This is a genomic window from Streptomyces sp. NBC_00390 (genome assembly GCF_036057275.1).
Taxonomy (GTDB): domain Bacteria; phylum Actinomycetota; class Actinomycetes; order Streptomycetales; family Streptomycetaceae; genus Streptomyces.
Genome location: NZ_CP107945.1, coordinates 3,206,063 through 3,219,727 on the forward strand (window position 1 = coordinate 3,206,063; position 13,665 = coordinate 3,219,727).

Below are 13,665 nucleotides of genomic sequence, written 5' to 3' on the forward strand. Positions count from 1 at the left end.
CGAGTACATCGGCACCGTACGCACGGACGACGACGAGCGGGACGCATCACCTCGGTGGCGCGTCCCGCTCGTCGTGACCGGTGTCGTCGTGCCGCTGTACGTGCTGTGGGCCGCGGTCCTCGCGACCGGCGGCGGCGATCTGGCGGCCCAGCTGGCGTGGGCCGGATTCATGGAGCGGCATCCGGGCTCGGCGTACAACCTGTCCTGGTACGGCGGGATGCACATCGCCAACTACAGCGTGCTGACACCGCCCTTGATGGCCCTCTTCGGTGTGCGCGCGGTGTCGGTGGCCGCGGGGCTCGCCGGGACGTGGGTGCTGGCCTGCCTGTTCGTGCGGTGTGACCGCCGGCCGCTGTGGCCGGCCCTGGCGGGGGCGCTCGCGCTGTGGTGCAACGTCGCCTCCGGGCGCACCACCTTCGCGCTGGGCGTTGCGATCGGGCTGCTCGCGGTGCGGTACGTGGGCAGGACCGCCGTCGCGGCGCTCTGCGCCGCGCTCGCGGCTCTGGCGAGTCCCGTCGCCGGACTGTTCCTGCTGGTGGCGGGTGCGGCGTACGGCCTGGACAGGCAGTGGCGCAGGGCTGCGGCGCTGGTGGTGCCGCCGGTCGTCGTGGTCGGGGCGGTGACGGTGCTGTTCCCGTTCCGTGGCGAGCAGCCGATGGCCGGCGGCAAGCTGTGGCTGCCGTTGCTGGTGTCGGCCGCGCTGGTGATCGCGGCGCCGCCGGCATGGCGCGTGGTGCGGTACGGGGCCGCGGTGTACGGGGCCGGTGTCGTCCTGACGTATCTGATCGCGTCCCCGATCGGCACGAACGTCGAACGGCTCGCGGGCCTGGTGGGCCCGCCGGTACTGCTGGCCGCGGTGCTCGCCTGCGGGCTCGCCCGGCTCCGGCGTGCGGTGCTCGCCTGCGCCCTGGCGGTGAACTCGTACTGGCTGGTGGACAAGACGGAGGACGATCTGGCCGTCTCGAACGACGTGCCGGCGTGGGCGGCGCACACCGACGGTGTCGTGCGGGAGCTGGAGCGGCTGGGGGCCGACCGTACGCGTGTCGAGGTCGTCCCGGCCCGCAACCACCGTGAGGCGACCGTGCTCGCGCCGTACGTCAACATGGCCCGTGGCTGGAACCGCCAGCTGGACGTGGAGCGCGGGCGGCTCTTCTACGACGGTTCGCTGGACGCCGCGACGTACCGCGGGTGGCTGGACCGCTGGGCGGTGGGCCTGGTGGTGCTGCACCACGGCCGACCGGACGGGCCGGCCGAGGCCGAGGCGGCGATCGTACGGAGCGAGCCGGAGTGGCTGGAGCGGGTGTGGCGCGACGACGACTGGACGGTGTACCGCGTCCGTGACGCGGCCCCGCTCGTGTCGCCCCCCGCGGCGGTGGTCCGCGGCACCGACGCCGAGCTGGTCGTACGCGTCCCGGAGGCAGGCTCGGTGACGGTGAAGGTGGCGTACTCCCCCTGGCTGCGGGCCGAGGGCGGGTGCCTGCGCCAGGAGGGCGAGTGGACACGGCTGACGGTGCCGAAGGCGGGCGAGTACCGGCTCGACTCGGCGTACCGGTGGGGGCTTTCGGCCGGTGACGACTGTGGCTGAGGCGAGCTGAGGCCGAGGCGGGTGTGCTGCGGTGGGGGCGTTGTCAGTGACGTGTGTCACGCTCGGGTCATGATTGATCACATCTCGGTGCAGGTGAGGGATCCGGCGGTCAGTGCCGCCTTCTACGACCGCGTGCTGGCCACGCTCGGCGGCAAGCGGATGATCGAGCGCAACGACGGCGGGGTGATCGGGTACGGCACCACGCATCCGACGTTCTGGATCGGGCCCGCGACGAGCGATGAGGTGGAAGCTGCGCACGAACTGCACATCGCCTTTGCCTCGGCCGACCGCGCGGGGGTGCGGGCCTTCCACGCGGCGGCCGTCGAGGCGGGGGCGGAGGTGCTGCACGAGCCACGGGTGTGGCCGGTGTACCACCCCGCGTACTACGGAGCGTTCGTCAGGGACCCGGACGGCAACAACGTGGAGGCGGTCTGCCACGTGCCCGAGTAGGCGCCGGGCTCGACGGACCGTCGCCGGACGGGTGTCATGCCACCGACTGTGCCTCGCGCAGCAGGGCGGCGGTGCGGGCGGCGTCGTAGCCGGGGGCGACGCCGTCGACGAGGACGACGTCCCCTGCCATGTGACGGGTGCGCAGAGGGATCAGCTCCTGGTAGGCGTCCGACTCGTACCAGTCACGGGCCTCCCCCGGGCCGGGGAAGCCGATGATGACGAGCGCGCCCGGCCAGACTCCCTCACGGATCTCGACGGATGCGCCGTGGACGAGGAAACGGCCGCCGAAGGGGTCGAGCGTGGACTGAATGCGTTCCATGTAGTCGAAGACCTCGTCGTCCAGGTGGGCGGCGGGGTGCAGGTGGCCGACGGCGTACGCGCTCATGGTGTCCCTCCCGGGGTGCGTTCGGATCTCCTCGCGGTGCCTGATGCGTTCGATCCTGCCGGGGACACGCGCGGCAGTCGATTACCTCCGGGGTAACCGGCTCCCCGTTCGGCCGGACGGCCCGGCAGGATGCTGTGCCGTCCTCGTTCCGGCCTGCTGCGAACGGGTCAGTGCCGGGCCCGGTCACCCCTTCGGGGACATGCGCCGGACTTACGTTGGGCATGGCACGCGCCCCTTCGCGACCTTCCTTCTCCGCGTGCCGCCGCACCGACCGCACGGCGGAAAGAGGCATCCGGGATGACGCGCAGCTCCGAACGCCGCAGGTGGGCGGCGGCAACAGCCCAGGGCAGGCTCGCCGTGGCGGCCTGCGCCGCCGCCGGGCTCCTGACAGTGACGGCGTGCAGCGGCACCACGACGAGCGCTCCGCCGGCGGCCGCCGCCCCGACGCCCTCCCCCAGCACCTCGGTCCGTGAACTCACCCCGGCTCTGTCGTCGCAGCTGGACAAGGCCGTCCAGCAGACGCTGAAGCAGGCGGGCGTGCCCGGGGTGACCGTGGGGCTGTGGCTGCCGGGCAAGGGCACCTACGTCCGCTCGTTCGGTGAAGCCGACAAGGGCACCGGTGCCGCCATGTCGGAGAACCTGCACATGCGGATCGGCAGCGAGACCAAGACGTTCACGGTGACCGGGATCCTGCGGCTGGTGGACGCGGGGCGGCTCGGCCTCGACGACCCGATCTCGAAGTACGTGGACGACGTCCCGGGCGGGGACCGGATCACCCTGCGCCAGCTCGCCGAGATGCGCAGCGGACTCTTCTCGTACACCCAGGACCCGGACTTCGACAAAGCCTTCATGTCCGACCCCGACCGGAGGTTCACACCGCAGCAGCTGCTCGACTATGCCTTCAAGCACCCGCCGCTGTTCGCCCCGGGGAAGAAGTTCAACTACTCCAACACCAACCTGATCCTGCTCGGCCGGGTCATCGAGGAGGTGAGCGGCCAACCACTCGGCGACTTCCTCGAGCAGCAGGTCATCGAACCGGCGGGCCTGCGCAACACGCTCTTCCCCAAGGGGACCGAGTTCCCCGAACCGCACGCCCAGGGCTACACGATGCAGACGCCGAACGGCGAGATCGCGAACGCGACGAACTGGGACCCGTCCTGGGCCTGGGCCGCCGGCGCGATCATCTCCGACCTGCAGGACCTGCGGAGATGGGCGCCGATCCTCGCGAAGGGCACCCTGCTCAAGCCCGCCACACAACGGCAGCGCCTGCGGATGCTGCCCACCGGCTACCCGGGGACCGCGTACGGGCTCGGCATCTTCACCACCAACGGGTGGATCGGGCACAACGGCTCGCTCCCCGGCTACGAGTCGGTGACGGTCTATCTGCCCTCTGCCAAGGCGACGTTGGTGATCCTCACCAACGCGGACTTCCTCTACAAGGGCTCCGAGAACAGCACGCTGTTCGCGGAGGCCGTCACCCGCATCGTGACCCCGGACAATGTCTACGCCCTGCCGCCGTCGGCGCCGTCCGCGGCGTCGCCGTCCCCGTCCGCCTGACGCGCCGGCCGCCCGGCACGTTCGGGTGGGAGCACGGCCTGGAAGTAGCCGACTGCCCGCTCGCGCCGGTAGCCGAGCTGCTGGTTGACCGCCAGCATCGGGCGGTTCTCGTCGGCGACGGTGGTCGCGATCTCGCGTACGGACGGCTGGGCCGAGGCGACCGCGGTGAGCATATGGCGCTTGACGGCCCGGCCGAGGCCGCGGCCGCGGTGAGCGGGCAGGACCACCGTGTCGTACTGCAGGGCTCGCACGTCCGACGGGTCGCGCAGCACCAGCTCGGTGTACGCGGCCACGGTGTCGCTGCCGCCCGCCGTGTGCACCACCGCCGAGGAGAGGATGAAGCCGCCCCGGTCCTCGATCACCTGCGCCGCGGCCCGGACCCGGTCCGCGTCCCATGCGGGGGTGGCCCGGTCCATGTCACCGCTGGGTGCGTCCTCCATGGCGTTGTGAGCCTCGGCGAACGCGGCGGCGAGCGCGTCGGGCACGACACCGGTCCAGTGGGCGTAGGTGTAGCCGTCGGGCAGCCGGGGTGGCAGGGGGTGGACGGCGAGCGCGTCGGCGATGTTCTGCACGTACCAGGCGAGCGACAGCACCTCGGTGAAGCCGAGGCCGACGGCGAACGCCTCACCCGCGCCGCCGAGTTCGATTTCGACCGTGACCGATGTGCGCCTGTGGGCGGCGAGTTCGTCGCGTACGGCGCTCCAGAGCCGCGCGCCGGTGCCCCGCTTCCTTGCTCTCGGGTGCACGGCGAGCATGTCGAGGAAGGCGGTGTGCCGGTTTCTCTCGTCCAGGAACAGCACCAGGGACGCGACGCCGTCGTACGAGCCGTCGGCGGCGACGGCCACGAGGTGGACGGCCTCGGTGTTCACCGAGGGGTGCCGGAGCTTTCCCTCGGTCTGCGCCCGGCCCGGCGGGGGCACGTCGGCGGGCAGGTCGTGCAGATGCGCGGCCCGGAGGACGGCGTGCCAGGCGTCGACAGTGGCGGCGGCCGGCGGGGAGGGAAGGCGGATGATCGTCATGCTGTGGACCGTACGGTCGTGCCGTCGTCCGCGCAGGGGAATTTCGCGAGGGGCGCGGCGGAGCAGACGCCGGCGGCGGCACCCTGAGCCAGGGTGCCGCCGCCGGTGGGAGTGTGCGGGTGGAGGGATCAGACGGCGGAGGCGGCCTTCCACTGCGCCCAGTTCAGGTTCCAGCCGTTCAGGCCGTTGTCGGGCTTGATGGTGGTGTCCTTGGAGTTCTTGACGACGACCACGTCACCGACGATCGAGTTGTCGAAGAACCAGGCGGCGGGCTGGTTCGGGTCGCCCGCGCCCTTGACGTCGTTCAGGCCCACACAGCCGTGGCTGGTGTTGACGGAGCCGAAGACCGAGTCGGCACCCCAGTAGTTGCCGTGGATGAAGGTGCCCGACGTGGACAGCCGCATCGCGTGCGGGACGTCCTTGATGTCGTACTCGCCCTTGCCGTCGTCGTCGGTGAAGCCGACCGTCGCACCGTTCATCCGGGTCTCCTTGAACTTCTCGGAGATCACCATCTGACCGTTGTAGGTCGGGTTGTCGGGCGAACCGGCGGAGATCGGAATGGTCTTGACCGTCTTGCCGTCCTGGGTGACCGTCAGGGTCTTGGCGGCGGCGTCGACGACGGAGACCTGGTTCCGGCCGATCTTGAAGGTGACCGTCTTCTGCTGGACACCGACGACACCGGGCGCGCCCTCGACGCCGTCCAGTTCGAGCTTCAGGGTGACGGTCGAGCCGGCCTGCCAGTACTGGTCGGGGCGGAAGTCGAGGCGCTGGGGGTTGAACCAGTGGCCGACGACCTCCTGACCGCTGCTGGAGGTCACGGTGATCCCGGACTGGACGGCCTTCTTGTCGGTGATCGCCTTGTTGAAGTTGATCGAGACCGGCATGCCGACGCCGACGGTGGAGCCGTCCTCCGGCGTGAAGTTGCCGATGAAGCTGTTGGCGGGCGAGACGGTCGTGAACGACGCGTTCTCGTGGGCCTCGAGGCCCTTGGCGTCCTTCGCCACCGCGGCGATCTTGTAGGTGGTCGAGCGCTGCAGCTGCCCGTCGGGCTTCCAGCTCTTGCCGCCGGCCGCGAGGGTGCCCTGCACCGGCGCGCCGTCGGCCGTGGTCATCGTGACCTCGGTCAGGGTGCCGTCGCTGACGGTGACCTTGGCCGCGTTGTTGATGCTGGCGTTGGTCGCGCCGTTCTTGGGCGAGATCGCTATTCGGGCCTTGGAGGTGTCCTTGGCGGCCGCCTCGTCGGCCTTGGCCTGTGATGTGTCCTGGGTGCCGCCCGACTTGTCCCCGTCGTCGGAGCAGGCCGAAAGCACCAGCACGCCGCCGAGTACCGCGGAGGCGACCATCAGGCCCCGGCGCCGCTTGCTTTCCGTCATCACACGCTTCTCCATCGCTACCGATTCCCCTGACCGCTCACTTGGTAACACGCGTTCCGGGCGATCCGGTTCCACACCCGGAACGGATGTGGGGAACACCACTCACCGCCATCTCGACCCACGAGACTCCGGCACCGATTCTGATCGACGCGACGGACGCCACGCTGGTTGCGCCCGTTCGCGGATCGACACGGAGCATCACGGACCCGGCCGGGCTCCGGTTCGCCTGCCCGGCGATCCGGGGCCCGAAGCCTGTCAGATTCCCGTGGCGCGCTCAGCGGCCGGCATCGTCGTCGGTGCCTGCCTCATCCTCGTACTCTCCATCCTCCTCGTCCAGGTCCCATTCCTCCGCATCCGGGTCGTACTCGATCTGCTCGCTGCTCCACGACGCCTGCGCGAGCTCCACCCCGGGCACCTCGCCGACCAGGTCGAACGGGTCCACGAGATACGCGAGCGCCTCCGCCTCGTCCTCGCGGACCGTGGCCCCGGCGTGCGCGCGTTCCTCGTCCGGCATGAACTCGTCGTCCGCGATCCGCTCCAGGGCCGCGCCGGTCAGGGCGCCGGGGTCCTGGATCTCCAGCACCAATTCCACGTGTAGGCGCACATACTGTGATGTCTCAGAAGTAGTCACACGACGGAGAGTAGGGCTCCCGCGCTCGCGGCTTTCCTGCGACCCGCTGCTTTCACTAGCATCAGCGCACCCACCCAAGTCGAGGATGCCTCAAGGGGGATCGAGTCCGTGTCCGTCGCACGTCGACCGCTGCTCACCGCCACTGCCGCAGGGACTTTGCTCTGTGCTCTGTGGTTCGTCCCCTCGGCCAATGCCACTGCCGAGAAACACACCGCGCGGCACTCCGGCACCGGTTCGACCGCCTCCGCCGCGGAGGTCTCCGAGGGCGAGGCGACCACGGAGAGTAAGCAGCAGCTGACGCTCGCGCAGACCGGCAGTGTCGACACCACCCCGTATGTCGTCACCGGGACGGCGTGCCTGGGCATCGGGGCGGGTTTCGTGGCCTACTCGGTGCGCAGGCGCACATCCGCCCCGGCCGCGTTCTGACGGAGCGCGAAGGGCCGCCCCCGGCTGGGGGCGGCCGTTTTGCGTGACGTGGCCGCTGCCGGGCCCGGCCGTTCCGCTAGGCCAGCGGGCCGGTCACCGGCTCCACGGCCTCGACGAGCCTCCCGTCCCGTACGAAGGCGTCCGCGGCCTCCAGGTCGGGGGCGAGGAACCGGTCAGGGCCGGGGCCCTCGACGCCCGCGGCGCGCAGGGCGGCGATGGCGGCCTGCGAGGCGGGGGCCGGGGTCAGATGGCGCCGCAGTTCGATCGCGCGGGTCGCCGCGTACAGCTCGACGGCGATGATCCGGTTGAGGTTGCCGATGGCGGTGCGCAGCTTGCGCGCGGCCGACCAGCCCATGGAGACGTGGTCCTCCTGCATCGCGGAGGACGGGATGGAGTCGGCGGAGGCCGGGACGGCCTGCCGCTTCATCTCGCTGACCAGGGCGGCCTGGGTGTACTGGGCGATCATCAGGCCGGAGTCGACGCCGGCGTCGTCGGCGAGGAACGGCGGCAGGCCGTGCGAGCGGTTCTTGTCGAGGAGCCGGTCGGTGCGGCGCTCGGCGATGGAGCCGAGGTCGGCGGCGGCGATGGCGAGGAAGTCCAGGACGTACGCGACGGGTGCGCCGTGGAAGTTGCCGTTGGACTCGACCCTTCCGTCGGCGAGGACCACCGGGTTGTCGACCGAGGAGGCGAGTTCGCGGTCGGCGACCAGGCGGGCGTGCGCCATCGTGTCGCGGCCGGCGCCCGCGACCTGCGGGGCGCAGCGCACCGAGTAGGCGTCCTGGACGCGGGGCGCCTCCTCCTCCTGGAAGTGGCCGGTGAGCCCGGAGCCCTTGAGCACCGCGAGCATGTTGGCGGCCGAGGCGGCCTGGCCGGGGTGCGGGCGGATGGCGTGCAGCTCGGGGGCGAGGACCTTCTCGGTGCCGAGCAGGGCCTCCAGCGACAGGGCCGCGGTGACGTCGGCGGACTTGTAGAGCCGCTCGAGGTCGGCGAGGGCCATGATCAGCATGCCGAGCATGCCGTCGGTGCCGTTGAGGAGGGCGAGGCCCTCCTTCTCGCGCAGCACGACGGGCTCGACGCCGTGCTCGGCGAGGAGCTCACCGGCCGGGCGGACGGTGCCGTCGGGGCCTTCGGCGTCCCCCTCGCCCATGAGGGCCAGGGCGCAGTGGGAGAGCGGGGCGAGGTCTCCGGAGCAGCCCAGGGAGCCGTACTCGTGGACGACGGGCGTGATGCCGGCGTTCAGCACGTCGGCCATGGTCTGCGCGACCTCGGGGCGTACTCCGGTGTGGCCGGAGGCGACGGTCTTCAGACGCAGGAACATCAGGGCGCGGACGACCTCGCGCTCGACGCGCGGGCCCATGCCGGCGGCGTGCGAGCGCACGATGTTGCGCTGCAGCTGGGCCCGGAGGTCGGGGTTGATGTGCCGGGAGGCGAGGGCGCCGAATCCGGTGGAGACCCCGTAGACGGGCTCGGGCTTGGCGGCCAGTGCGTCCACGACGGCGCGGGCCGCTGCGAGGGCGGTGCGGGCCTCGTCGGAGAGCTCGATACGGGCGCCCCCGCGGGCCACGGCGATGACGTCGGCGGCGGTGGTACCGGACGTCCCCACCACGACAGTGTGCATATCCATATTCAGCAGCGTACGGACTGAATCCAAACCTGTCACCAGTGGCGGCCGAGTTCGCCCCTTACTCCCCGGTAGGGGGCAGGCCTCCCTGCACTCGCCCTACAGCGCTCAGGGCTCGCTCCACGGCTCCTGGTCGTCCTCCGGCCGCGCGTCCCGGAAGCGGCGGCGGTCCTGCGGCGAGCGCGGCGGGGTGTCGGCGAGCCGGAGCACCGTGCCGTCGCGGCCCGCCACCACGGGCTTCGGGGAGCGCGCCGCCTTCGCCCGGTACTGGGCCGCGTCCGCGAGCCGGAACAGCCGGCGGCCCGAGCGGACCTGGCCGATCGGGTCCCCGGTCGACGCGACCCCGCACGCGACTCCCTCGCCGAGCTCCAACTCCTGGGCGCGGACGCACAGTTCATCGGCGACCCGGACCACGTCGCCCGCCGGAGGACCCACCGTGACCAGACAGAACTCGTCCCCGCCCAGCCGGGCGGCCAGCGCGCCCGGCAGCATCGCGCCGCACAGCGACAGGACCGATCCGAACCGCTCCAGCAGCCGGTCGCCGACCGCATGGCCGTGGGTGTCGTTCACCTGCTTCAGGCCGTTGAGATCGCATACGACGAGACTGACCACCGTCCCGTCCGCGCGGTGCGCCTCGATGGCCTCGTCGAGACGGGCGTCGACGGCACGGCGGTTGGCGAGCCCGGTCAGCGGATCGGTGAAGGCGAGCCGGCGCACCTCCTCCAGCCGCTCGGTCTGCGAGATCCCGGCGGCCACGACCGAGGCGAGGACCGTGGCGAAGTCGGCGTCGTCCCGGTCGAAGACGGGGGCGGCCGGCGGGCGGGCGACATAGAGCTCGCCCCAGGCCCGCCCGTGCAGCACGATGGGCGCGACGACGCAGCAGCCGCGCTTGCGGCGCCGCAGGGCGGCCATCCTCTGGTGGCTGTAACCGTGCTCGGGCGTGGCCGGACCGTCCACCGTCTCCACCCAGCCGTCCGGTTCTCCGCCGGCGGCCCACCGCTCGTGCAGGAACTCGGCGATCTCCGGGAAGTGGTTGACGGGGTACGTCTCCGACTCGGGGAACTCCTCCTCGCCGTCGGCCCGTTCGCCCGCGTTGACGAGCACCCGGAGCCGCCCGCGCTCCCGCTCCCACACCGAGAGCGCGGCGAAGGTCCCGGCGAGCGCGTCACAGGCGCCCAGCGCCGCCGCCCGCCAGGAGTCGCGCGGTGTGTGGGCGGCCGCCATCGCCTGCGCCAGCGCCACCACGGCCCGCAACCGCCGATCCTCAGCCATCACCCCAGCTTAGGGAGGTTTCGGCCAGTTTGATCAGTTGGGTCGCACCGCGCGCCCCGAGGGCCGGCCGGTCACTCTCCGGGCCACTGGGGCGTGCGCTTCTCGTTGAAGGCCGCCACGCCCTCGGCGCGGTCCCCGGAGAAGGCGGTGGCACGCCAGGCCGCGTCCTCGACCTCCAGACCGGCCCGCAGGTCGAGTCCCTGCCCGAGCCGCATCGCGCGCTTGGCGTTGCGCAGCCCGACCGGGGAGTTCGCGGCGATCCTGGCCGCGAGGGCGAGGGCCTCGGTGCGGGCGTCGTCCGCGAGGACGTCGACCAGACCCAACTCCCGCGCCTCGGCGGCCTCCACCCGCCGTGCCGAGAAGACCAGCTCGGCGGCACGGGCCGCACCGACGCGGCGCGGCAGCAGCTGGGTGCCGCCGCCTCCGGGGATGACGCCGACGGAAACCTCGGGCAGGCCGACGACGGCGGTGGCGTCGGCGACGATCACATCGCAGGACAGCGCGAGCTCGAATCCCCCGCCGAGAGCGAATCCGTGCACGGCGGCGACGGCCGGCATCGGCAGCTCCAGCACGCCGGTGTACGCGCCCCGCGCGGTGGGCCGCTGCCGCACCAACTCGGCGTCGGTGAAGGAGTTCCGCTCCTTGAGGTCGGCACCGACGCAGAAGGCCCGCTCGTGCGAGGAGGTCAGGACGGTCACGCGTACGTCCCGGTCCGCGCCGAGCGCGGCACAGGCGTCACCGATGGAGCGGGCCATCTCGGTGGAGACGGCGTTCATGGCCTTCGGCCGGTCCAGCACGAGCTCGGCGACATGCCCCTGCTCGTGCCTGCGCACGACGACGAACTCCCCGAACCGCTGCTCGGACTCGGCCATGTGACGACCCCTCCCTGGGGGTTTGGGGGGAACCCCCGAGGAACACGGAACGATGATTCACCGGGATCATAGGCGCGGTCCCCGCGGGAACGCGATGCCCGGCCGCGGGATGCTGCCCACCGACGCCAGAGCGGTGCTCAGGACGCCGGGGCAGTGCTCAGGATGCCGGGCGCCGCGACAGCAGCCACGGCTCGATCACGCCGAGGCCACGCACCGGCCGCTGCCACATCGGCTGGAGGGCGAAGCGGTACGCGGGGGGCTCGGCGCCCTCCTTCTCCGCCGTGGCCGCCTCCTGGGCCGCCTCCGCCTCCGAGGCCGGTGCGTCCCCCGTGCGGATCAGCTCCTCGGCGAACGCCCCGTCGACCAGGACCGCGTCCTTCGGCGCTATCGAGGTGAGGCGGCTCGCCAGGTTCACCGTCGTACCGAACACGTCGCCCATGCGCGTCGTGACCGTGCCGAAGGCGATACCGACCCGCAGCGCCGGCATCGACTCGTCGTGCGTCATGGCGTCGATCAGGCGCAGCGCGATCTCCGCCGCCGTGCCCGCGTCGTCCGCCGCGTACAGCACCTCGTCGCCGAGGGTCTTGATCAGCCGGCCGCCGTGCGCCGCGACCAGGTCCGCGCACGTGGTCTCGAACGACTCGACCAGCTCGCCGAGTTCTTCCTCCTCCAGGCGGCGGGTCAGCCGCGTGAAGCCCACGAGGTCCGCGAAGCCGACGGCCAGTCTGCGGTCGACCATCTCCTCGTCGTCGGCGGCCTGCACCACGCGTCCGGTGGCCGCGGCGAGCTGCCGCCGCCACACGTAGACCAGGAACTCCTCGAGCTCGGGCAGCAGCAGCTCGACCAGCGGATAGGTGACCTCGGTGCGGGTCATCCCCGGCTCGGGCGGCTCGGTCAGGCCCTCCAGGAAGGAATCGATCTGCCATTCCGCCAGCCGGGCGGTGGTCTGCCCGGTCGAGCGCGCGACCTGGATCGCCATCGGCTCGCTGAGCAGGCCTGCCTCGACCAGACCGGCGAGCCGCCGCAGCGCCAGCACGTCCGCCTCGGTGAGCGCCTTCGCCTGCCCGATGTCGGCGAAGCCCATCGCCCGCCAGAACCGGGAGGCCAGCTCCATGGAGACGCCCGCGGTGCGGGCGGCCTGGAAGGGGGTGTAGCGCCGCTCGGCCCCCAGGATCAGCTGCTCCAGCCGGATGGCGAGCGGGTCGTGCGTCGGTTCCGCCGTGTGGTCGACCTCGTGGTGCGGCGTCGGATGCACCGAGGACGACGATCGGGCGGACGCACCGGAGGAGCCGGAGGAGGAGTCCGACGGCGGCTGTGCGCCCGCGCCGGAAGTGGTGTCGTCGACGGTCACCAGCCGCCTCCTGCCCGTTCCCTGCGCAATGCCCTGCCGATCTGTCGCCGAACGCCTCAACGATACGGCAGGTGTGCCCTGGCTCACGTCCCGGCGACCGGACGGATTCAGTGGATTCGGCGGATTCGAGATGGATGAGGGTTCAACCGCAACCGGCGGTCGGCCCTTGGACAGCGGTCAGGTCGCCGGCCGCAGATGGACGATGTCCCCCGCGCTCACCGCGTGCCGCTCGCCGTCCCCCGTCCGCAGCACCAGGCGCCCGTCCCCGTCTAGCGCCACCGCTTCGCCGGTGAGGGAGCGCGCGCCGGGCAGCTCGGCGCGCACCTCGCGCCCCAGGGTCGAGCAGCCTGCCGCGTACGCCGCCTGGAGCCCGCTCGCGCCCGGGTCGCCGCCTGTCGCGCGCCAGTCGCCGTACCACCGCTCGAGCGAGCGCAGCACGGCCCGCAGCAGCGGGTCGCGGTCGGTGGAGACGGCGTTCGCCAGTCCCAGTGACCCCGCCGTCGGAACGGGGAGCTCGTCGGCCCGCAGGGACACATTGATCCCCATGCCGACGACGACCGCCTCGTCCCCGGCGCGCTCGGCCAGGATCCCGCCCGCCTTGCGTTCCTCGCCACCGACGGTAACCATCAGGTCATTAGGCCATTTGAGGGACATGTCGACCCCGGCGGCCTTGGCGAGCCCGGTCGCGGCGGCCACTCCGGTGAGCAGCGCCATCCAGCCCCAGCGCGCCACGGGCACGTCGGTGCCGGGCCGCAGGAGTACGGACAGGAACAGGCCCGAGCGCGCGGGAGCGGTCCAGCTCCGGTCCAGCCGCCCCCGCCCGGCGGTCTGCTCCTCGGCGACGAGCACGGCGCCCTCGGGCCGGGACGTGGCCAGTGCGGCCAGGTCGGAGTTGGTGGAGCCGGTGGAGGTGACCACATCGAGAGAGGTCCACAAGGAGCCCGGCACCAGCAGGGCCCTGCGCAGTGCGGCAACGTTCAGCGGGGGCCGGTCGAGGTCGGACCAGCGGCTGTCGGGCGCATTCTGTGGCGTCATGCAAGCCAGGTTAGGTGTGGCCAACGCCGCACTGCCGAACGGTATCCGCGCCGATACGCTACGAGTCAGTAGCAACGGAACCCGTTAC

General features: G+C 72.0%; 13 protein-coding genes. 4 read left to right on the top strand and 9 right to left on the bottom strand.

The annotated features are described in order from the left end of the window. Positions 1 to 7 precede the first annotated feature (7 nt). Complete coding sequence (locus tag OHS70_RS13535) at positions 8 to 1,585, top strand: hypothetical protein (protein WP_328405602.1); 1,578 nt, start codon at positions 8 to 10, stop codon at positions 1,583 to 1,585. A gap of 69 nt (positions 1,586 to 1,654) precedes the next feature. Beyond that, positions 1,655 to 2,035 (top strand): VOC family protein, encoded by a 381-nt coding sequence (locus tag OHS70_RS13540; RefSeq protein WP_328397130.1) that lies wholly within the window; start codon positions 1,655 to 1,657, stop codon positions 2,033 to 2,035. A gap of 34 nt (positions 2,036 to 2,069) precedes the next feature. Here OHS70_RS13540 and OHS70_RS13545 read toward each other — a convergent pair whose 3' ends face one another. After that, the gene (locus OHS70_RS13545) at positions 2,070 to 2,420 is read right to left on the bottom strand and encodes a DUF1330 domain-containing protein (RefSeq protein WP_328397132.1); all 351 of its coding nucleotides are present in this window, start codon (positions 2,418 to 2,420) and stop codon (positions 2,070 to 2,072) included. 297 nt (positions 2,421 to 2,717) lie between these two features. Here OHS70_RS13545 and OHS70_RS13550 point away from each other — a divergent pair, with 297 nt between their 5' ends. Next, complete coding sequence (locus tag OHS70_RS13550; protein WP_328397134.1) at positions 2,718 to 3,977, top strand: serine hydrolase domain-containing protein; 1,260 nt, start codon at positions 2,718 to 2,720, stop codon at positions 3,975 to 3,977. Here the strand turns inward: OHS70_RS13550 and OHS70_RS13555 are convergent. From OHS70_RS13555 to OHS70_RS13565, 3 genes are all read right to left on the bottom strand, one after another. Beyond that, on the bottom strand, positions 3,923 to 4,996 hold the full coding sequence (locus tag OHS70_RS13555; RefSeq protein ID WP_328397136.1) for a GNAT family N-acetyltransferase: 1,074 nt from the start codon (positions 4,994 to 4,996) through the stop codon (positions 3,923 to 3,925). The genes OHS70_RS13550 and OHS70_RS13555 overlap by 55 nt on opposite strands. Before the next feature lie 128 nt (positions 4,997 to 5,124). Continuing rightward, positions 5,125 to 6,384 carry a L,D-transpeptidase gene (locus OHS70_RS13560; protein WP_328397138.1) on the bottom strand — a complete coding sequence of 420 codons (1,260 nt, stop codon included), beginning with the start codon at positions 6,382 to 6,384 and terminating at the stop codon, positions 5,125 to 5,127. A 259-nt stretch (positions 6,385 to 6,643) separates the two neighbouring features. Continuing rightward, positions 6,644 to 7,000 (bottom strand): hypothetical protein, encoded by a 357-nt coding sequence (locus OHS70_RS13565; RefSeq protein WP_328397140.1) that lies wholly within the window; start codon positions 6,998 to 7,000, stop codon positions 6,644 to 6,646. 108 nt (positions 7,001 to 7,108) lie between these two features. Here OHS70_RS13565 and OHS70_RS13570 point away from each other — a divergent pair, with 108 nt between their 5' ends. After that, entirely contained in the window at positions 7,109 to 7,426 is a 318-nt protein-coding gene (locus OHS70_RS13570) for a hypothetical protein (RefSeq protein ID WP_328397142.1), read from the top strand. A gap of 76 nt (positions 7,427 to 7,502) precedes the next feature. Here OHS70_RS13570 and hutH read toward each other — a convergent pair whose 3' ends face one another. The 5 genes from hutH to OHS70_RS13595 form a co-directional block, all read right to left on the bottom strand. Then, on the bottom strand, positions 7,503 to 9,044 hold the full coding sequence (gene hutH, locus OHS70_RS13575) for a histidine ammonia-lyase (protein ID WP_328405604.1): 1,542 nt from the start codon (positions 9,042 to 9,044) through the stop codon (positions 7,503 to 7,505). A gap of 111 nt (positions 9,045 to 9,155) precedes the next feature. Next, positions 9,156 to 10,319 carry a diguanylate cyclase domain-containing protein gene (locus OHS70_RS13580; protein WP_443062603.1) on the bottom strand — a complete coding sequence of 388 codons (1,164 nt, stop codon included), beginning with the start codon at positions 10,317 to 10,319 and terminating at the stop codon, positions 9,156 to 9,158. 71 nt (positions 10,320 to 10,390) lie between these two features. Continuing rightward, positions 10,391 to 11,191, bottom strand: a complete 801-nt coding sequence (locus OHS70_RS13585) for an enoyl-CoA hydratase/isomerase family protein (protein ID WP_328397146.1) — start codon at positions 11,189 to 11,191, stop codon at positions 10,391 to 10,393. Between the two features lie 157 nt (positions 11,192 to 11,348). Continuing rightward, the gene (locus tag OHS70_RS13590) at positions 11,349 to 12,542 is read right to left on the bottom strand and encodes an adenylate/guanylate cyclase domain-containing protein (protein WP_328397148.1); all 1,194 of its coding nucleotides are present in this window, start codon (positions 12,540 to 12,542) and stop codon (positions 11,349 to 11,351) included. Positions 12,543 to 12,719: 177 nt separating this feature from the next. Continuing rightward, positions 12,720 to 13,577 carry a biotin--[acetyl-CoA-carboxylase] ligase gene (locus tag OHS70_RS13595; protein WP_328397150.1) on the bottom strand — a complete coding sequence of 286 codons (858 nt, stop codon included), beginning with the start codon at positions 13,575 to 13,577 and terminating at the stop codon, positions 12,720 to 12,722. Positions 13,578 to 13,665: the final 88 nt, after the last annotated feature.